Source organism: Proteiniborus ethanoligenes, assembly GCF_900107485.1.
Classification (GTDB): domain Bacteria; phylum Bacillota; class Clostridia; order Tissierellales; family Proteiniboraceae; genus Proteiniborus; species Proteiniborus ethanoligenes.
The window spans coordinates 45,050-63,506 of sequence record NZ_FNQE01000018.1 but is presented as its reverse complement, the minus strand read 5'-3'; the positions used below and the strand labels follow the sequence as shown (position 1 = coordinate 63,506).

Annotated in this window: 17 protein-coding genes and 2 tRNA genes; 18 read left to right on the top strand and 1 reads right to left on the bottom strand. The window is 34.2% G+C overall.

Annotated features, from left to right (window positions below; genetic code table 11):
- Positions 1-371: 371 nt before the first annotated feature.
- The 5 genes from BLV37_RS08790 (at position 372) to BLV37_RS08770 (ending at position 6,138) form a co-directional block, all read left to right on the top strand.
- Positions 372-1,289 (top strand): ABC transporter permease, encoded by a 918-nt coding sequence (locus tag BLV37_RS08790; protein ID WP_091730135.1) that lies wholly within the window; start codon positions 372-374, stop codon positions 1,287-1,289.
- A gap of 13 nt (positions 1,290-1,302) precedes the next feature.
- Positions 1,303-2,226 carry an ABC transporter permease gene (locus BLV37_RS08785; protein WP_091730134.1) on the top strand — a complete coding sequence of 308 codons (924 nt, stop codon included), beginning with the start codon at positions 1,303-1,305 and terminating at the stop codon, positions 2,224-2,226.
- Between the two features lie 15 nt (positions 2,227-2,241).
- Entirely contained in the window at positions 2,242-3,267 is a 1,026-nt protein-coding gene (locus tag BLV37_RS08780; RefSeq protein ID WP_091730131.1) for an ABC transporter ATP-binding protein, read from the top strand.
- Between the two features lie 5 nt (positions 3,268-3,272).
- Positions 3,273-4,235 (top strand): ABC transporter ATP-binding protein, encoded by a 963-nt coding sequence (locus BLV37_RS08775; RefSeq protein WP_091730127.1) that lies wholly within the window; start codon positions 3,273-3,275, stop codon positions 4,233-4,235.
- A gap of 280 nt (positions 4,236-4,515) precedes the next feature.
- The gene (locus BLV37_RS08770; RefSeq protein WP_091730124.1) at positions 4,516-6,138 is read left to right on the top strand and encodes a peptide ABC transporter substrate-binding protein; all 1,623 of its coding nucleotides are present in this window, start codon (positions 4,516-4,518) and stop codon (positions 6,136-6,138) included.
- 136 nt (positions 6,139-6,274) lie between these two features.
- Here the strand turns inward: BLV37_RS08770 and BLV37_RS14830 are convergent, their stop codons facing one another.
- The gene (locus tag BLV37_RS14830; protein WP_244270508.1) at positions 6,275-6,427 is read right to left on the bottom strand and encodes a hydroxymyristoyl-ACP dehydratase; all 153 of its coding nucleotides are present in this window, start codon (positions 6,425-6,427) and stop codon (positions 6,275-6,277) included.
- 80 nt (positions 6,428-6,507) lie between these two features.
- Between BLV37_RS14830 and BLV37_RS08765 the strand changes: the two genes are divergently transcribed.
- From BLV37_RS08765 to BLV37_RS08705, 13 genes are all read left to right on the top strand, one after another.
- Positions 6,508-7,104: a hypothetical protein gene (locus tag BLV37_RS08765; RefSeq protein ID WP_244270507.1), complete on the top strand. Its 597-nt coding sequence runs from the start codon at positions 6,508-6,510 to the stop codon at positions 7,102-7,104.
- A 205-nt stretch (positions 7,105-7,309) separates the two neighbouring features.
- Complete coding sequence (locus BLV37_RS08760; protein WP_091730123.1) at positions 7,310-9,364, top strand: N-acetylmuramoyl-L-alanine amidase; 2,055 nt, start codon at positions 7,310-7,312, stop codon at positions 9,362-9,364.
- Positions 9,365-9,451: 87 nt separating this feature from the next.
- Positions 9,452-9,991, top strand: coding sequence for a DUF2179 domain-containing protein (locus BLV37_RS08755; protein ID WP_091730120.1), 540 nt, complete (start codon positions 9,452-9,454; stop codon positions 9,989-9,991).
- A 78-nt stretch (positions 9,992-10,069) separates the two neighbouring features.
- Positions 10,070-11,086 (top strand): GerMN domain-containing protein, encoded by a 1,017-nt coding sequence (locus tag BLV37_RS08750; protein ID WP_091730118.1) that lies wholly within the window; start codon positions 10,070-10,072, stop codon positions 11,084-11,086.
- A gap of 122 nt (positions 11,087-11,208) precedes the next feature.
- On the top strand, positions 11,209-11,979 hold the full coding sequence (gene rph / locus BLV37_RS08745) for a ribonuclease PH (protein WP_143031497.1): 771 nt from the start codon (positions 11,209-11,211) through the stop codon (positions 11,977-11,979).
- A complete protein-coding gene (gene rdgB, locus BLV37_RS08740; protein WP_091730112.1) occupies positions 11,972-12,607 on the top strand; it encodes an RdgB/HAM1 family non-canonical purine NTP pyrophosphatase in 636 nt (211 codons plus the stop codon). The genes rph and rdgB overlap by 8 nt, the downstream gene beginning before the upstream one ends.
- Positions 12,585-13,061, top strand: coding sequence for a metallophosphoesterase (locus BLV37_RS08735; protein ID WP_091730109.1), 477 nt, complete (start codon positions 12,585-12,587; stop codon positions 13,059-13,061). Before rdgB ends, BLV37_RS08735 begins: the two co-directional genes overlap by 23 nt.
- Positions 13,062-13,184: 123 nt before the next feature.
- A tRNA-Gly gene (locus BLV37_RS08730) sits at positions 13,185-13,258 on the top strand.
- 87 nt (positions 13,259-13,345) lie between these two features.
- Positions 13,346-13,422 (top strand) — tRNA-His (locus BLV37_RS08725).
- Positions 13,423-13,933: 511 nt separating this feature from the next.
- Positions 13,934-15,460 (top strand): glutathione ABC transporter substrate-binding protein, encoded by a 1,527-nt coding sequence (locus tag BLV37_RS08720; protein ID WP_091730108.1) that lies wholly within the window; start codon positions 13,934-13,936, stop codon positions 15,458-15,460.
- Positions 15,461-15,566: 106 nt separating this feature from the next.
- Complete coding sequence (nikB, locus tag BLV37_RS08715; RefSeq protein WP_091730105.1) at positions 15,567-16,493, top strand: nickel ABC transporter permease; 927 nt, start codon at positions 15,567-15,569, stop codon at positions 16,491-16,493.
- 41 nt (positions 16,494-16,534) lie between these two features.
- Positions 16,535-17,458 (top strand): ABC transporter permease, encoded by a 924-nt coding sequence (locus tag BLV37_RS08710; RefSeq protein ID WP_091730102.1) that lies wholly within the window; start codon positions 16,535-16,537, stop codon positions 17,456-17,458.
- Positions 17,459-17,472: 14 nt separating this feature from the next.
- Complete coding sequence (locus BLV37_RS08705; RefSeq protein WP_091730100.1) at positions 17,473-18,456, top strand: ABC transporter ATP-binding protein; 984 nt, start codon at positions 17,473-17,475, stop codon at positions 18,454-18,456.
- Position 18,457: the final 1 nt, after the last annotated feature.

Sequence of the window (18,457 nt, the reverse complement as noted above, 5' to 3'; positions counted from 1 at the left end):
GGTTTATTAACATATTGTTAAAACATATTTAATTGTAATATTAGTCTTTTTGATGTATTATATAAAGAAATTTTAAAGTTCTGACAATTGGTGGACACATCCTATTTATCTGCATATTTTTTTCTTTTTAGACACTATTCAACATTTATTTATTGTTATATCCGCATAAAAATTAATTAATCCTTTATTTTTGACAATAAATAGGGAAGCTCTGCTTTACTACTTTATTTGAGGAACTTGATCTAAAAGTGGTCAGCAAAACCTATCTTGTCAATGCTTTCGTATAGAAGCTTTTGCTTTTTACTTAAATTAAAGGGGGCGTGTATTGTTCAATATATTTTATTTTTAATAAGAAATTTAGGAGGTGTATTATGTTAAAGTATACATTGAAAAGGGGAATTATTGCTTTACTAACAATTTGGATTATTATAACAATTACTTTTTTTCTAATGCATGCAATCCCTGGAGATCCATTTACTAATGAAAAGAAAATACAGCCACAAATCATGGAAAACATGAAGAAAAAATACGGCTTAGACAAACCTCTTATTGTTCAGTATGGTAAGTATCTCCAAAACTTACTTAAGGGTGATCTAGGAGATTCGATGAAATATAAAAATAGAAGTGTTAACGATATGCTAAAAACATCATTTCCTGTTTCTGCCAAACTGGGAATGGCAGCAGTATGCATAGGAGCAGGCTTAGGAATTACCTTTGGCATAATTGCTGCACTAAATAGAGGAAAAACCTTTGACTATTTTGTTATTTTTCTAGCTGTTATAGGAGTTTCAGTCCCTAACTTTGTTTTTGCGGCATTGTTTCAGTATGTATTTGGGGCAAAGCTAAAATGGCTACCAGTAGCTAGATGGGGTTCCTTTGAGCATTATATTCTTCCAGTTACTGCTCTAGGCTTTAGTATGATTGCCTATATTGCCCGAATGATGAGGACTAGCATGCTAGATGTTCTTAGTCAAGATTATATAAGAACTGCGAAGGCAAAGGGGCTTTCAAGAAAAGATGTTACCTGGAGGCATACAGTTAGAAATGCTATTCTTCCTGTAGTTACTATTATTGGTGTTATGATAGCAGGAGTTGTTGTAGGCTCATTTGTTATTGAGTCCATATATGCTGTTCCTGGTATGGGTAAATATTATGTTCAAAGTATTCAACAAAATGATTATACTCTGATTTTAGGTACAACTATATTTTTTGCAGTTATTCTAATAGTTATGATGTATTTAATAGATATTGTATATGGATTAATTGACCCAAGAATTAGATTAGATTAAAGGGGGGAATGAAATGTCACAGGTTGAATTAGACAAAGATGTGTTTGAAATAATAGGGAAAGATGTAGAAAATGCTCAAAAAATAGTAAGACCTAGCTTAACCTACTGGTCAGATGCATGGAGAAGGCTTAAAGAAAACAAGTTAGCTATTATTTCATTAATTGTTTTAGTGTTAATAGTTTTTATGGCCTTTGCTGGACCGAAGATGCGTCCTTTCCCTTATGATAGACAGGATCTTAATGCAATAAACAAAAGTCCGGATGCTGTTCATTGGTTTGGAACTGATTCATTAGGCAGAGATATATTCGTTAGATGCTGGGAGGGTGCAAAGGTTTCACTCTTTATAGGACTAGTCTCTGCGATTATTAATGTTACAATAGGAATTATTTATGGTGGAATATCTGGTTATTTAGGTGGATATGTAGATATTATAATGATGCGTTTTGTAGAGATTATATATTCTATTCCAGAGCTATTATGGGTAATTTTACTAATGGTGGTTATGGGTACAGGGTTACCTACTATAATAATAGCAATATCCATTACAGGCTGGGGAGGTATGGCCCGACTAGTTAGGGGGCAAGTACTACAGCTAAAGCAAATGGAATTCGTATTAGCGGCACAAACTCTTGGTGCAGATACGTCAAGAATTATATTTAAGCATTTGATTCCAAATGCAATGGGACCAATAATAATAAATCTCACATTCCAAGTTCCTGGTGCCATATTTACTGAGGCATTCCTAAGCTATATTGGACTTGGCATTAGACCACCTCTTGCAAGCTGGGGCAGTTTAGCACAAGATGGAACATTAATGCTATTAATACATCCTTATCAATTGTTTTTCCCAGCAGTTCTAATATCTATTACTATGCTTGCATTTAATATCTTAGGTGATGGGTTAAGGGACTCACTAGACCCAAGACTTAGAAAGTAGGAGGGGGGAGAAAAGTTGGAAAATAAAGATAGTGTTTTATTAGATGTTAGAGATCTAACTGTTTCCTTTGACACATATGCAGGCGAAGTCCAGGCAGTCAGAGGAACAACATTTCATGTAAATAAAGGTGAAACTCTAGCAATAGTTGGCGAATCAGGCTGTGGAAAATCAGTTACTGCACAGACTATAATGCAGCTTATTCCAATGCCTCCTGGAAGGATAAAAAAAGGAAATGTTTTTTTTGAAGGAAAAGACTTATCCAAGCTTACAGATAGACAAATGGAAATAATTAGGGGAAAGGAAATAAGTATGATTTTTCAAGACCCTATGACTTCATTAAATCCAACTATGAGAGTTGGCAAACAGATTATGGAAGGACTTATGAAGCACCAGCAGTTAAGTAAGGCAGACGCTAAGGAAAGAGCCATTGAAATGCTAAAGCTAGTAGGTATGCCGAATCCAGATAAGCGTGTTGAACAATATCCACATGAATTTAGTGGGGGGATGAGACAAAGAGCTATGATTGCCATTGCCCTAGCATGTAATCCTAAGCTGTTAATTGCTGATGAGCCAACTACTGCTCTGGATGTAACTATTCAAGCTCAAATAATAGAGCTAATGCAAGAGCTACAAAATAGACTTAATACTTCTATTATACTGATAACTCACGACCTTGGAGTTGTGGCTAAAATAGCAGATAGGATAGCAGTTATGTATGCAGGAGTTATAGTAGAAAGTGGTACATCTAAGGATATATTTCACAATCCTCAGCACCCTTATACTTGGGGACTTTTACAGTCTGTACCTAGATTAGATAAGGGACAAAAGGAAAGACTTGTGCCTATTGATGGTACTCCTCCGGATTTATTTGCTCCACCTAAGGGATGTCCCTTTGCTGATAGATGTGATTATGCAATGAGAATATGCAAAGAGCAGTTTCCTAATAAGAGTAATTTAACAGATGCTCATTATGTTCATTGCTGGCTAAAGCACGAAAATGCACCTAAGGTGAAAAATCCCATTACTGAAAGGGGGATGTAGCCATTATGAATGAAAGAAAAACTTTAATAGAAGTTAGAAATTTGAAAAAACATTTTAATGTAGGAAGTGGTTTAACTTTAAAAGCTGTAGATGGAATAAGCTTTAGTATCAAAGAGGGAGAGACCTTAGGCCTAGTTGGAGAATCAGGCTGTGGTAAATCTACTGCAGGAAGAACAATAATAGGCCTATATAGTGCTACAGATGGGGAGATAATCTTTGACGGAATGAGTGTAAATAAGCTTAATAATGCAGAAAAAAAACATTTTACTAGGTCTGCACAGATGATATTCCAAGACCCATATGCATCTCTTAACCCTAGAATGACAGTTACAGATATTATTGGAGAAGGCATAGACATTCATGGACTTTATTCAGGACAAGAAAGACAAAAGAGAATATATAATTTATTGGAGCTTGTTGGATTAAGAAGGGAACATGCTAACAGATATCCACATGAGTTTAGCGGTGGGCAAAGACAGCGTATAGGAATAGCTAGAGCCCTTGCTGTTGAGCCTAGATTTATTGTTTGTGATGAGCCGATTTCAGCCCTTGATGTTTCTATCCAAGCTCAAGTGGTAAATCTTCTTGAAGATTTGCAAAGTGAATTTGGGCTCACATATTTATTTATTGCTCACGACCTGAGTATGGTAAAGCATATATCAGATAGAATTGCAGTTATGTATTTAGGGGCAATAGTGGAGCTTGCAAGTAGTAGTGACCTATATGACAATCCTCTTCATCCTTATACTCAAGCATTACTTTCAGCGGTTCCTATTCCAGACCCAGATATTGAGCAAAAAAGAAGGAGAATAATGCTTGAGGGAGATGTGCCAAGCCCTATAAATCCTTCGCCAGGCTGTAAATTTCAAGGAAGGTGTAAGCTAGCTCAAGATGTATGCAGAAGCCAGGCACCAGAATTAAGAGAGGCTCTACCAGGCCATTTTGTAGCATGCCATATGGTTAAATAATATTAATTAATAGAATATAAAATGAAGAAGATGGGATAATAGGGGATACTAAAAGCCCCTGTCCCCTTACATAAAAACTTAGAGTAATTTAAATAATCGAATATACATAAATATTACCTATACAAGCCGTTTTTAATATTACAAAACAAGCAGAAAACATTCAAAAAATATTGAATATTCTGACTTGTAAATTTCTAAAGATCAATTGAGGAGGTGATAAAGAAAAGCCATATATTTAAAGTTGCTATTGAAAAGATCAAAATAAAAAGGGGGAAGCTTAATGAAAAAGCTTATAGTGTTAATGCTAGTTTTAGTGATGGTGTTATCATTAGGACTGACTGGGTGTGGTAAAAAAGAAAAGTTAGCTGCAGATCAAACATTAAGAATAAACTGGCAACAGGACCCACCGGATCTAGATCCACAAACTACAACAGACCAGGTTTCAATGTGGATAGTTAATGCTATCTATGATGGATTAGTAAGGCAGCAGCCAGATGGAACTATTAAAAAAGGCTCTGGTCTAGCAGAAGATTGGACAATTAGTGAAGATGAATTAACTTATACATTTAAGCTAAAAGATGCTAAATGGTCTGACGGTACTCCGATAACTGCATATGATTTTGAATATGCTTGGTTTAGAGCTATAGATCCAGAAGTAGCATCAGAATATGCTTATCAGTTTTATCATATTGTTGGTGCAGAAGAATATAATACTGAGGTTATAACAGATAAAGAAAAAGTTGGCATTAAAGCATTAGATGAGAAGACATTAGAAGTAAAACTTTTAAGACCAACTCCATTCTTCTTGAGCTTAACATCCTTCGCAACTTATTTACCAGCTCAAAAAGCAGCTGTAGAAAAGTATGGCGATGAGTTTGCATCAGCTCCAGATAAAATGGTATATAGTGGACCATTTGTAATTGAATTATGGGAAAAAGAACAAAGATTATACCTAGCTAAGAACCAGGATTATTGGGACGCAGCTTCAGTTAAACTAGATAAAATAGAAGGAGACATGATTACAGATAATAACACTATGGTTAACCTTTATGAAACTGGTGGACTTGATGTAATCGCAGTTCCAGGAGAATTTATGGATAAATATAAGGATTCTCCAGAGTTTGGCTCAGCAGCAGATGCTACAACTTGGTACTTCCAATTTAATATGGAGGATAAATACTTCCAAAACCTTAATATTAGAAAAGCATTTGCTTATGCTGCAGATAGACAATCATTTGTTGATAATGTTCTAGCAAATGGCTCCATAGTAGCAGGAGGCTTAACACCACCATTGCTATTGGGAAAAGGTGGAAAAGACTTTGCGGAAAATCGTGGAGATTTAACATTACCTTTTGACCCTGCAAAGGCGAAGGAACATTTTGAATTAGGATTAAAAGAGCTTGGAATTACTAAAGCAGATTTTGAAAAGCACGTATCTATCGTAGCAGGTAATACTACTACATGGAATAGAATAACTCAAACATTCCAACAAATGTGGAAAGAGAATTTAGGAGTAGAAATTCCAATAGAAGAAATGACATTTGCTATGCGTCTTGAAAGATATAATAAGAAAGACTATACAATAAGTGTTGCTGGTTGGGGTGGAGACTATAACGACCCAATGACATTTATGGATTTATTTGTAACAAATGGCGGTAACAATGATGCATACTATTCAAGTCCAGAATATGATGCTGCTATTAAAAAAGCTATGGAAGGTGAAGGAGACGAAAGAATAGATGCTATGCTAGAAGCTGAAAAAGCATTAGCAAAGGATCTACCAATACATCCGCTATATCATCCAGCAAGGGTATTTGTACAAAGAGATTATGTTAAAGGCATTGCCAGATACGCAGTTGGTTGTGATACTGAATATAAATGGGCATATATAGAAGAGCATTAAAAGATATCAAAAAACAGCGATATGAAACATATCGCTGTTTTTTATGGAGATAATAAGTTTCTGTTTTAGAAGCTTTTGTTAAATGTTTATATACTGAATAGATTAAGGAGTAAAGAATAATAATACTATAGAGCTTTTATGATTTTGAATTATCTAAGCTTTTAGAACTAGTTTTATTTTTAAAATAGGGACATCCAGAAGATATATTTCCTGATGATATGATTATGTGGTTTAAGGTACATATTCCTTCATTTTCATAAATGCATTTTTCTGAGCAGTTTATACTCATTATTAAACAACTCCTTTTCTGAAACTAAACTTATTTTGCCCAACTGCTTATGCTATTATTTTTTAAAACAAAAAAAGAAGGTGATTATAGTATTTTTTCCAGATTTTATAGAAACAGAGGTCGTATACCACGTCGCTTGTATAACAGACCTTAAAAATATATTAAAAAACGGAATAAGGTATGATGACAAAGCTACATATTATAATAATTACCTAGAATTTCACAAATACATTAATTCCTTTAAGCCAAAGGCTATCCCGGACTGGGTAAATAGAGAAAAAGCTATATTTGCTAGCATGAATTATCCAAGAAATCATAATTGGCACTCCCATACTGCTGTGTTGGCTGTTAAAATAAATAAAAGAAAATGCTGGATTGCAAATGAGAATTTAGCAAACATGCTTTATGAGCCTTTTATTTTAAAAAGTATAAAAGGCTTTGAAGTGGCAAAGGAATACTTAGATAGTAAGGGTAAAGACGTTATAGCTCAATATTGGAACACCTCCTTAAGCTTTTGTGACAACTTAAGTCTAAGGCGTGATAAAGAAGTAGGATATGACGAAGAGGTTATGATATTTCATGACATAGAGCCTGAGGACATAACTCTTTTAAGAGTAATTTCTGATCATAGAACAATGACTGTAAAAGAATGCATAGAGCTTTACAAAGGTACATAAGCGGAAACAAATTATTATATACCTATAAAGTACATGGTCTATATTAAAAGAATATTACAAAATTCTAAATCGATTGACATAATATTTTACGAGATGATATATATATACTATACAGAGCAAAGAAAAATGTAAATATATGTAGAACTACTGTTTAAATATGTTTACATAATCACGAAATATTCTAAAAAGATTTAGGAGGTAGACTATGAAGAAATTAATTGCAGTTCTTATGGTGTTTGTTATGGTTATAGGAGTAGGAAATAGTGTAATAGCCCAAACTCAACAAGCATCTATGAAGGTTAGTATTAATGGCAAGCAGGTTAGTGTAGCTACTGCTAACGTAACATTTAATGGAGCACCTATTGAATCAGACATACCTCCAATGATTGTCAATGACAGGATATTAGTTCCTATAAGAGCTATAGGAAACCATCTAAATGCTGATGTAGGCTGGAATCAGGAAAGTAAGGAGGCTACTATAAAAACAACAAATCAAGAGATTATATTGAAGGTAAACAGTCCTATGGTTCTAGTAAATGGAGTACAAAAGGAAATACCCTATGGAATTCCAGCAATGCTAGTAAATGATGCAAGAATCATGGTTCCATTAAGATTTGTATCAGAAGTATTAGGATGTAATGTAGATTGGGAGCAAAGCACTAGGACAGGCATTATAACTACTTCTACAAATGAGATAACAGGCATTTCTGTTGAAAGCTCTCAAGATGGTAACCCTAAAATCATACTAACCACAAATGCTGCTATAGAATATAGTGAAAGGTTTATGTCAGAGCCGGATAGACTAGTTATAGATATAAACAATAGCAGGTTGAGCATTAGTGATAAAAGCATAGTGGATTCCAATGGTTTGGTACATATAAACGTAAACAAATCGCCTGTAAAAAGCGTAAGATTGGCTCAGTTTTCAGATAATCCTCAAATCATTAGATTAGTCATTGATTTAGATGGGAAAATAGATTACAATATTATAGCATCTGATGACGAGAAGTTAGTGACAATTTCATTTTTAAATAATGTAAAAAATATTAGCTCAAAGAGGATTAATGGTCGAAATGCTGTAGTTATAGAAAATACAGAGGAAGCTAAATATAATATGTTTAGACTTTCAAACCCAGAAAGAGTAGTAATAGATATTTTAGATTCGAAATTGTGGACAGACAGTCTTCAAATAGATGTGGACAATGAATTTATTCATAGGATTCGTTCTTCACAATTTAAACCTAATAATGGGTCTAACAATGATAAGATTGTAAGAGTAGTACTAGATATTAAAGAAATTGAAGAAAATGCAAATGTTATGGTAGATTATAGAAATAAAGACATTGTCGTATTTGTAGATGATGGGAACTATAAGAATATTGCTTATTCTAATGAAAGTAAGGATGAAGGCATCATAGAAATATCCTTAGAAAAAAATAGGGATTATGCAATTGACTACAATGAAAAAAGCAGACATATGGAAATCAAAATAGACAAGGATGCTGTAGATATAGAAAATGGAATAATGACAATAAACGATGAAAATATTTCAAGCATAATAGTAGATGAAGAGGAAGAATATAAAAAAATAACAATAAGCTTTAAAGGGAAAATAGATTATAATCTATCTTCAGAATTAGATAGCTCTATCATAAAAATACTATTTAAGAAGATAGAAGAAAACAATGGTTCTAAGCTTATTGTAATAGATGCAGGACATGGAGGAAAGGACCCTGGAACTACAGGGCCAATTTCTAAGGTAAAAGAAAAAGACCTAAACTTAAAAGTTGCATTAAAGCTTGATCGAAAGCTCAGAGAGCTAGGTTTTAGAACTATATTGACAAGGGATAAGGATGAATGGATAGACCTTTATGAAAGGGCAGATATTGCTAATAGAAATGACGCAGATGCGTTTGTTAGTATACACTTTAATTCAAATAAAGACAAAGAAATAGCAGGGATACAAACCTACTACTGTCCAGCCTTTAGTAGTGAGATGAAAGAGGGAGACAATTATCCTTTTGCTAAAGCTATCCATGATGCAATGCTAAGCGGTCTTAATTCTAAGGATAAGGACATTATCAAGAAACCGGAATTTGTAGTTGTTAGAGAAACTAAAATGGTTGCTGTGTTGTTAGAGCTTGGCTTTGTCACTAATCCAGCAGAAGAACAGCTTCTAATAACAGATGCATACCATGAAAAAGCAGCTCAAGCTATAGCTAATGGTATAGTGAAATACTTTAATGAAATAGGGAAATAATATAAAATGATAGTGTAACAGTAGTTTAACGGTAGTGTAACGATTGTTTAACTACTGTTCAACTATTGTTCAACAAGGAGGAAGTATATGGAGGCTATTTTAGGATATTTATTCATATTTGGAGCTAGAATAGTGGATGTTTCAATGTCTACTATTAGAATGCTTATGGTAGTACAGGGTAGGAGAAAGCAGGCAGCAATAATAGGATTTTTTGAAGTTATTGTTTATATAGTAGCATTAAATAGAGTTGTAAATGGTTTAACTAATCCAGGAAATCTACTAGCCTATGCATTAGGATATGCTAGCGGAAACTTTATAGGGAGCTACATAGAAGAAAAAATAGCCTTAGGTAATTTAACAGCTCAAGTCATATTAAAGGATGTTGCTAATAACAGTGAAAAAGAAATCAGTATTATAGACGAGCTTAGAGCTAATGGTTTTGGTGTAACGGTAATAGTAGGACAAGGAAAAGAAGGGCCCAAAAGCATATTAAATATTGGTCTGAAAAGAAAAGATTTAGATAAGCTTCATAAGTTACTTGCTAATCTTGACAAAGAGGCTTTTATAACAGTAAGTACAACAAAGCTTATCAGTGGAGGATATTTTCCAAATATTAAAAGAAAGTAGAATTCTACAAAGTTATCATAGTCTCTCTTTGTTTTTAATATACTTTATTAAGTAGTTTTAGCAAAGGGAGGGTAACTAATGTATATTAAAAGGTTGTTTATACTTGCAATAGTCTTAGTTTTAGCAGTGAGCTTATTTGGCTGTAAGACAATAGACACAATGAAGGATTTAATAACTAATGAAGATCCGGATATAGAGATAATAAGAAGTGATGAAGATGAAAACATTTTAGAAGATGCTAGTTTAAGGAACACAGTTCTTTATTATCAGAACGAAAATGGGTATTTAGTTCCTGTAAAAAGAAAAATTCCTTGGGAGGAAGGCATAGCTAAGGCTGCACTTAAAAACATTATGGATAGTCCAATTGTAAGAGAGGATATAGGAAGCATAGGACTAAACCCAATAATCCCGTCAGGCACAGAAATAATCGGCATGTCAATTAACCAGGATACGGGTCTTTGTAAGGTTGATTTCAGCAATGGAATAATGAACTGTCAATCAAAAAAAGATGAAGAAAACATGATAAAGGGTGTAGTATATACCTTAACAGAATTTGCAAACATCAAGGAAGTACAGATTATGATTGATGGAAAAATGGTATCAGAATTAAAATATGGAACAAAAATTAATACCCCTTTAGCTAGAAAGGATATAAATGTAGTAGAAAACCTTAAAGATGCAGCATCTAAAATAACTGTTTACTACAAAGGAACCAGCAATGGAGAATATGAATATTATGTTCCAGTAACAGTACCTACTTTAGCTCCTAATGCAGATATTAATACATCCCTTGAAATATTATTTGACGGGGCACCAGAACTTTCAGGGCTCTATACAGATATACCATATGGAGTTGAATTCCAAGGAGTAGAGATAAGCAATGGAGTAGCTTATGTAGATATAATAGCACAGGACATTAGCACATTATCTGAACAAACAGTATTCAATAAAATGGTTAAAAATATTGGATTGACCCTTAAAGAATTCTCTGGAGTTGAATATGTAGAAATTCTACTTGATGGTAAGACCGTAGAAGAAGCAGGATTAGACATAAACTCCCAAGATGCTATGCCTGTATTTGCAAATGAATATTAAAAACTACCACTTAGCTGGTAGTTTTTTTATCATCATTATAGAAAAAAAACAAAATCTTTGTTATTATATTGAATAGTAGGAAACAATAATACATGTAAAAATAATTGAGAGGCGATTATATGATTAGAGTAGATGGAAGAAATTATAACGAGCTTAGAAAGGTTAAAGTCACTAGAAATTATCTTAAACATCCTCAGGGGTCAGTTCTTATCCAAATGGGAGATACAAAAGTAATATGTACAGCTATGATAGAGGACAAGGTACCACCATTTTTAAAAGGTAGTGGTCTTGGATGGATAACTGCAGAATACTCCATGCTTCCTGGCTCAACTGGTTCTAGAAAGATTAGAGAATCCAGTAGAGGAAAGGTAGAGGGGAGAAGTCAAGAGATACAAAGATTAATTGGTAGGGCATTAAGATCTATAGTTAATTTAGAGGATGTAGGGGAAAGAACTATATGGATAGATTGCGATGTAATTCAAGCCGATGGTGGTACTAGAACAGCCTCCATAACAGGCTCTTTTATTGCATTAGCTGATGCATTTTATAAACTATATGAAGAAGGAATCTTATCCTACATACCGCTGAAAGGATTTTTATCTGCTGTAAGCGTTGGAGTTGTAGATGAAAAGCCTATGCTGGACTTATGTTATATAGAGGACTCAAATGCAAAGGTAGACATGAATGTAGTTATGACTAGTGATGGAGAATTTGTTGAGCTTCAAGGCACTGGAGAAAAATCTCCTTTTTCATTTAAGGATTTAAACGAGCTAATAGCCTTAGGACAAAAAGGTAATGAAGAGCTTATTAGCTTGCAAAAAGAAGCTCTTGGAGATATAAGTAACTTAATAGGCATGAACAAGCCAGAAAGAGGGGAAGCAGATGATGAGTGAAAAAATCCTTGTAGTTTCAACGGATAATAATCATAAAATATCAGAAATACAAGATATTATGAAGGACATGCCTATAAGAGTGTTGTCTAAAAAAGAAGCAGGACTTGGACATATTGAAGTTATTGAGGATGGTAGTACTCTTGAGGAAAATGCAATAAAAAAGGCTTTAGAATTAGCTAAAAAAACAGACGCAATAGTTATAGCAGATGATACAGGTCTTTTTGTTGATAAGCTTCATGGGGAGCCTGGAGTTTATTCATCCAGATATAGTGGGGAAAGTGCAACCTATAGCGATAATAATATAAAGCTATTAAAAGAACTTGGAGGTATTCCTTTAGAGGAAAGAACAGCAAAGTTTAAAACTGTAATTGCAATAGTACTAGAGGATAAAAGTATAAGAACAGTTTGTGGAGAGTGCATCGGAAGGATAGGCTTTGAGCTAAGGGGAGAAAATGGCTTTGGCTATGACCCTTTATTTATTGTTGATGGCTATGATAAAACTTTTGCAGAGCTTGGGGATGAAGTAAAAAACAAAATCAGTCATAGAGCAAAAGCATTATTTAATTTAAAGGAAGAGTTAAAAAACATTATAGAGGACGAGGAAAATGAAGGTAGCGGTAATAAGTGATACACATGGATATATAGATAGCTGTATAGGAGCATTAAGGAAAATAAAAAATATAGATTTGATTTTACATTTAGGTGACTATTCAAAGGATGTAGTAGGTATAAGAAATGGAGTTGAAGTAGAAGTTATCAATGTCAAAGGGAATTGTGATGTTTATGATAATCATACTTTAGACGATAGAATTCTTGAAATAATGGGGAAAAAAATATTTATGACTCATGGAGACCTATATAGAGTAAAGCATGGGCTTAATGATATATATTATAGGGCAAAAGAGCTAGGAGCAGCTGTTGCATTATTCGGTCATAGTCATATGCCAACAGCTGTAGAACATGATGGAATACTTTTTCTGAATCCTGGAAGCCCATCTTTACCTAGAGGTGGTACTCATAAAAGTATAGGTCTTTTACACATAGATGAAGATAGCATAAGAGGAGAAATAATTTATATATAATTAATAAAAGGCTTACCATTGACTTATACGCCTAATAATGATATATTAATTATTGTTAGTGACAAATTACTAAACTATCGATTACCAACTGAAGCGTGCAAAGGTAAAAGAACAATGACCTTTGCGGGTGTAGCTCAGTGGTAGAGCACCGGCTTCCCAAGCCGGCTACGAGGGTTCGATTCCCTTCACCCGCTCCAAGAACCTAAAATTAGGTTTTATAATCGCAAAAAACACTAAAGCATATTTTGAATTTCATCATAACAAGTAACAAATTTAATATCGTGGTGGGTATAGCTCAGCTGGTTAGAGCGCCAGATTGTGGCTCTGGAGGTCGTGGGTTCGAATCCCATTATTCACCCCAAATCTTACTATAAATCGATTGAGATTCTTCCTATAAAGACTAAAATAGATTCTTTTGACTTATTGTTATAAAGATAATAGTATTTTAGCATACTTTCCATAGATTAAACCACATTCAAAACTCATATCATAGCAAGAAAATACAATTATTGAACAAAATATAATCATATTAAGTGTTCATTTGTTTGTATCCTATCATTGCTGAATAAATCATAATTTAATTTTTGCTATACCTGATATTACTGTAATATGTATAATCAACAAACTATTCAAGCGTATCAATATATTTTGGTTTTGAAGAGTTGTTAGATTATAAAAAATATTGCATAACTTAATTCTAGATAAACGTGTTTAAGTATATACCTATTTTAAACATTAGTTTTGTCATACTTTTTAATGTATTTATATCCCATATAAGGGAAAAACAGCTACTTTAACATATTTAAATTTACTATTTATGCTTGTTGCAAAATTCTGCAACGGGCTAGTAATAAAAAAAAGGGGGAAAAATTATGTTAAAGAAAAAAATAGTGTGGTTAGTTATTGCTATGTTGATAATTTCTTTAATAGCAACTGGCTGTAACTCTACTACAACATCAGGCAAAGGAGGAAAGGATACTCTTACTGTTGCTCAAGGTGCTGACCCTAAGTCCTTTGACCCGCATGCAACAAACGATCAACCTTCATCCAGGATAAGCAAGCAGATTTACAGTAGACTTGTTGAAGCAAATGAAAAGATGGAAATCATCCCAGGGCTAGCTGAATCTTGGAATAAGATTGATGATTTAACATGGGAATTTAATCTAAGAAAAGGTGTTAAATTCCACAATGGAGAAGAGTTTAAAGCAAATGATGTTAAGTTTACATTAGAAAGAATGAAGGCTTCACAAACTGTAGCTCATATACTAGGACCAGTTGAAGAAATAAAAATTGCAGATGATTATAAGGTGCTTATTAAAACATCTGAACCATTTGCTCCTTTACTAGCTCATTTATCTCATACTGCATCATCAATACTAAATGAAAAGGCTGTAACTGAAGCGGGAGAGGATTATGGTCAACATCCAATTGGAACAGGCCCATTTAAGTTTATTCAATGGGATGCTGGTGATAAAGTAATAATAGAAAGATTTGATGAGTATTTTGGAGGACCAGCAAAATTAAAAACTGTCGTATTTAGAAGTATTCCAGAAGGAACTAACAGAGCAATAGGACTAGAAACTGGTGAGATTGATATAGCATATGATATTGACCCTATTGATAAAGAAAAGGTTAAAACTCATAATAACCTTGAATTAATCGAAGGACCTTCTCTATCAAGTCAATACATAGGATTTAACATTAATAAAGAACCATTTAATAATGTTAAAGTAAGAAAAGCGTTGAATCATGCAATAAATGTTCAAGAAATAATAGATGTAGTGCTAGAAGGTGCAGGACAGAAAGCGAATTCACCTTTGGCAGATATGGTATTTGGACACAACCCAGATATTAAAGGATACGAATATAATGTTCAAAAGGCTAAAGACTTATTAAAAGAAGCTGGGTATGAAAAAGGATTTAAAACTACTATATGGACTAATGAGAACCCTGTAAGAGTTCAAATTGCAGATATAGTCCAAGCTCAGCTTAAAGAAGTTGGAATTGATGTGAGTATAGAAGTTGTTGAATGGAGTGCATACTTAGACAGAACTGCTAATGGTGAACATGATATGTTTATACTTGGGTGGGTAGCCGTAACAGGAGATGCTGACTATGGCTTATATGCTCTATTCCATAGCTCACAACATGGTAGCTCCGGAAACAGAACCTTCTTCTCAAATCCAACTGTAGATAAGCTACTTGATGAAGGGAAAACTACTGTAGACTCAAATAAGAGATTAAAAGCATATAAGGAAGCCCAAGAAATTATTGTTGAGGAAGCTCCACAATTATTCCTTTATTTTGCAACGCAAAATGCTGGTGTACAAAAGAATATTAAGGGCTTTACATTACACCCTGCAGGACACCACTCCGTGTACGATGTAAGCTTTAAGTAATTATCAGATATTTAGAAGCAGTCTTAGAAAAAGTGGGACCACGCTAGGTCCTGCTTTTCTATTATTGTAGAGATTATCTAAATGCACAATCTAGAGGAGGGAAAAAATGGCTAAATATATTCTTAGAAGAATACTTCTTTTAATACCAGTAATTTTAGGAGTAACTTTTATAGTATATAGCATAATGTACTTTACTCCCGGAGATCCAGCCCAAATTATGCTGGCAGAAAATGCACCAAAAGAAGCTCTAGAACAGTTGAGAGAGGACATGGGGTTAAATGATCCTCTTATAGTTCAATACTTTAGATATATAAAGAATGCATTAAAAGGTGATTTTGGGAGGTCATACACAACTAAAAGGGAAGTTTTTAAAGAAATTTTTTCAAGATTTCCAGCCACATTAAAGCTTACAATTGCAGGAATGATATTGGCTATATTAATTGGTATACCTGTAGGTATAATTTCTGCTACAAAGCAATATTCACTTACGGATAGTGTCAGTATGATATTAGCTTTGTTAGGGGTATCCATGCCAAACTTTTGGCAAGGTCTAATGTTAATATTGATATTTTCAGTGGGTTTTGGACTACTACCTTCTTCAGGGGCAGATAGTTTCAAACACTTGATATTACCTGCACTAACCTTAGGGACAAGCGCAGCAGCAATAATAACCCGGATGACTAGATCCTCTATGCTTGAAGTCATTAGACAAGATTATATTAGAACTGCAAGAGCAAAAGGCGTTCTTGAAAAAAAGGTAATTAATAGGCATGCGTTGAAAAATGCACTTATACCTGTAGTAACAATTGTTGGCTTGCAGTTTGGCTCTTTATTAGGTGGAGCTGTACTTACTGAAACTGTATTTTCTTGGCCTGGTGTGGGCAGATTCATGGTTGAAGCCATTAGATCTAAAGATACACCCACCGTACTAGGCTCTGTTATTTTCATATCAGTAACTTTTAGCATAGTAAATCTTTTTGTAGATATATTATATGCTTTTATAGACCCAAGAATTAAGTCTCAGTATAAATAGATAACAAATACAGATTGGTGTAAGTATTGCAAAAAGGAGGTATGACAATGTCTAATGTTGCTTTAAAGGATGACTCTAAAACAGAACAACAAACAGTTGAAAATAGTAGAAACAAAAAAAGGAGCCAATGGAGAGAGGTATGGAGAAGATTAAAGAGAAATAAAATGGCTATGGTAGGCTTAACCATATTAATAATATTGATTCTATTAGCAATTTTTGCAAATGTAATTGCCGATTATGATGAGGTAGCAATAAAGCAGAATACATCCATAAGGCTTCAGGGACCAAGTAGAAATCATTTGCTAGGTACTGATGAATATGGTAGAGATATGTTTGCCAGAATGATACACGGGGCAAGGGTATCTTTGCAAGTAGGAATTGTAGCGGTAAGCATATCAATTTTAGTAGGTGGTATTTTCGGTGCCATTGCAGGATTTTATGGAGGAAGACTTGATAATATAATAATGAGAGTGATGGATATATTTTTAGCCATACCAAGTATACTACTGGCTATAGCAATAGTTTCAGCAATGGGCTCAAGCTTATTCAACCTCATGGTAGCTATAGGTGTTTCCTCTGTGCCATCCTATGCTAGAATAGTCAGAGCTTCTGTATTAACTATTAAAGACCAAGAATTTGTTGAAGCTGCAAGAGCTATAGGAGCAAGTGATGTTAGAATAATTTTACGTCATGTAATACCAAATGCGTTAGCGCCTGTAATTGTTCAAGGGACTCTTGGAGTTGCTGGTGCAATACTATCTACTGCTGGACTTAGCTTTATTGGTTTAGGTATTGAAAGACCTGCACCTGAATGGGGCTCTATGCTAGCTGGAGGTAGGAAATACATAAGAGATGCATGGCATATTACCACGTTTCCTGGGCTAGCTATCATGATAACTATTTTAGCATTAAATCTACTGGGTGATGGTCTTAGAGATGCGCTAGATCCAAGGCTTAAGCAGTAAAAGGGGGGAGCTATATGGAACTATTAAATATTAAAAACTTGCACATACATTATATTACTGAAGATGGAGTAGTTAGGGCAGTAAATGGTATAGACATTACCCTTAACAAGGGTGAAACCCTAGGCTTAGTCGGTGAAACAGGAGCAGGTAAAACCACTACTGCCTTAGGAATCTTGAGACTTGTTCCTAATCCACCTGGTAAGATAATTAAGGGTGAAATATATTTTGAAGATAATGACTTATTAAAGCTTTCAGAGGAAGAAATGAGAGGAATTAGAGGTAATAAAATTTCTATGATTTTTCAAGATCCTATGACTTCTCTGAATCCTGTAATGACAGTAGGTGATCAAATAGCAGAAGTTATAGAAATTCATCAAAATGCATCTTATAAGGAAGCGCTTGAAAAAGCTAATGATATGCTAGAATTAGTAGGTATACCTAGCCAAAGAGCTATGGACTATCCGCATCAATTTTCAGGGGGAATGAAGCAAAGAGTTATAATAGCCATAGCTTTAGCTTGTAATCCGCAGCTATTAATAGCAGATGAGCCTACAACGGCACTAGATGTTACTATACAAGCCCAAGTTCTTCATATGATGCAAAAATTAAAGAAAGAGTTTGACACATCTATGCTTCTTATTACTCATGATCTGGGGGTAGTGGCAGAGGTTTGTGATAGAGTAGCTATAATGTATGCAGGAGAAATCGTTGAAACTGCTACAATAGAACAGCTATTTGAAAATCCTAAGCATCCTTATACAGTAGGGCTTTTTGGCTCTATACCTAACCTAGACGAAGATGTTGAAAGATTAACACCTATAAGGGGCTTAATGCCAGACCCAACTAATTTGCCAACAGGCTGTAAATTCCATCCAAGATGTCCAAATAGAAGAGACGAATGTGAGACAATTGAGCTAAACATTTCAGAAGTTGAAGAAGGACATATGGTTAGATGCATTTTATATGAAGATGTATTAGAAGCAAAGGGGGATTTTTAAT

What these genes read in the sequence shown, in the direction of transcription:
- BLV37_RS08785 (WP_091730134.1), top strand. Translation starts at nt 1,303, where the DNA reads ATGTCACAGGTTGAATTAGACAAAGATGTGTTTGAAATAATAGGGAAA.
- BLV37_RS08760 (WP_091730123.1), top strand. Translation starts at nt 7,310, where the DNA reads ATGAAGAAATTAATTGCAGTTCTTATGGTGTTTGTTATGGTTATAGGA.
- BLV37_RS08755 (WP_091730120.1), top strand. Translation starts at nt 9,452, where the DNA reads ATGGAGGCTATTTTAGGATATTTATTCATATTTGGAGCTAGAATAGTG.
- BLV37_RS08710 (WP_091730102.1), top strand. Translation starts at nt 16,535, where the DNA reads ATGACAATGTCTAATGTTGCTTTAAAGGATGACTCTAAAACAGAACAA.
- BLV37_RS08720 (WP_091730108.1), top strand. Translation starts at nt 13,934, where the DNA reads ATGTTAAAGAAAAAAATAGTGTGGTTAGTTATTGCTATGTTGATAATT.
- nikB (WP_091730105.1), top strand. Translation starts at nt 15,567, where the DNA reads ATGGCTAAATATATTCTTAGAAGAATACTTCTTTTAATACCAGTAATT.
- BLV37_RS08735 (WP_091730109.1), top strand. Translation starts at nt 12,585, where the DNA reads ATGAAGGTAGCGGTAATAAGTGATACACATGGATATATAGATAGCTGT.
- BLV37_RS14830 (WP_244270508.1), bottom strand. Translation starts at nt 6,427, where the DNA reads ATGAGTATAAACTGCTCAGAAAAATGCATTTATGAAAATGAAGGAATA.
- BLV37_RS08770 (WP_091730124.1), top strand. Translation starts at nt 4,516, where the DNA reads ATGAAAAAGCTTATAGTGTTAATGCTAGTTTTAGTGATGGTGTTATCA.
- BLV37_RS08790 (WP_091730135.1), top strand. Translation starts at nt 372, where the DNA reads ATGTTAAAGTATACATTGAAAAGGGGAATTATTGCTTTACTAACAATT.
- BLV37_RS08775 (WP_091730127.1), top strand. Translation starts at nt 3,273, where the DNA reads ATGAATGAAAGAAAAACTTTAATAGAAGTTAGAAATTTGAAAAAACAT.
- rdgB (WP_091730112.1), top strand. Translation starts at nt 11,972, where the DNA reads ATGAGTGAAAAAATCCTTGTAGTTTCAACGGATAATAATCATAAAATA.
- BLV37_RS08750 (WP_091730118.1), top strand. Translation starts at nt 10,070, where the DNA reads ATGTATATTAAAAGGTTGTTTATACTTGCAATAGTCTTAGTTTTAGCA.
- BLV37_RS08705 (WP_091730100.1), top strand. Translation starts at nt 17,473, where the DNA reads ATGGAACTATTAAATATTAAAAACTTGCACATACATTATATTACTGAA.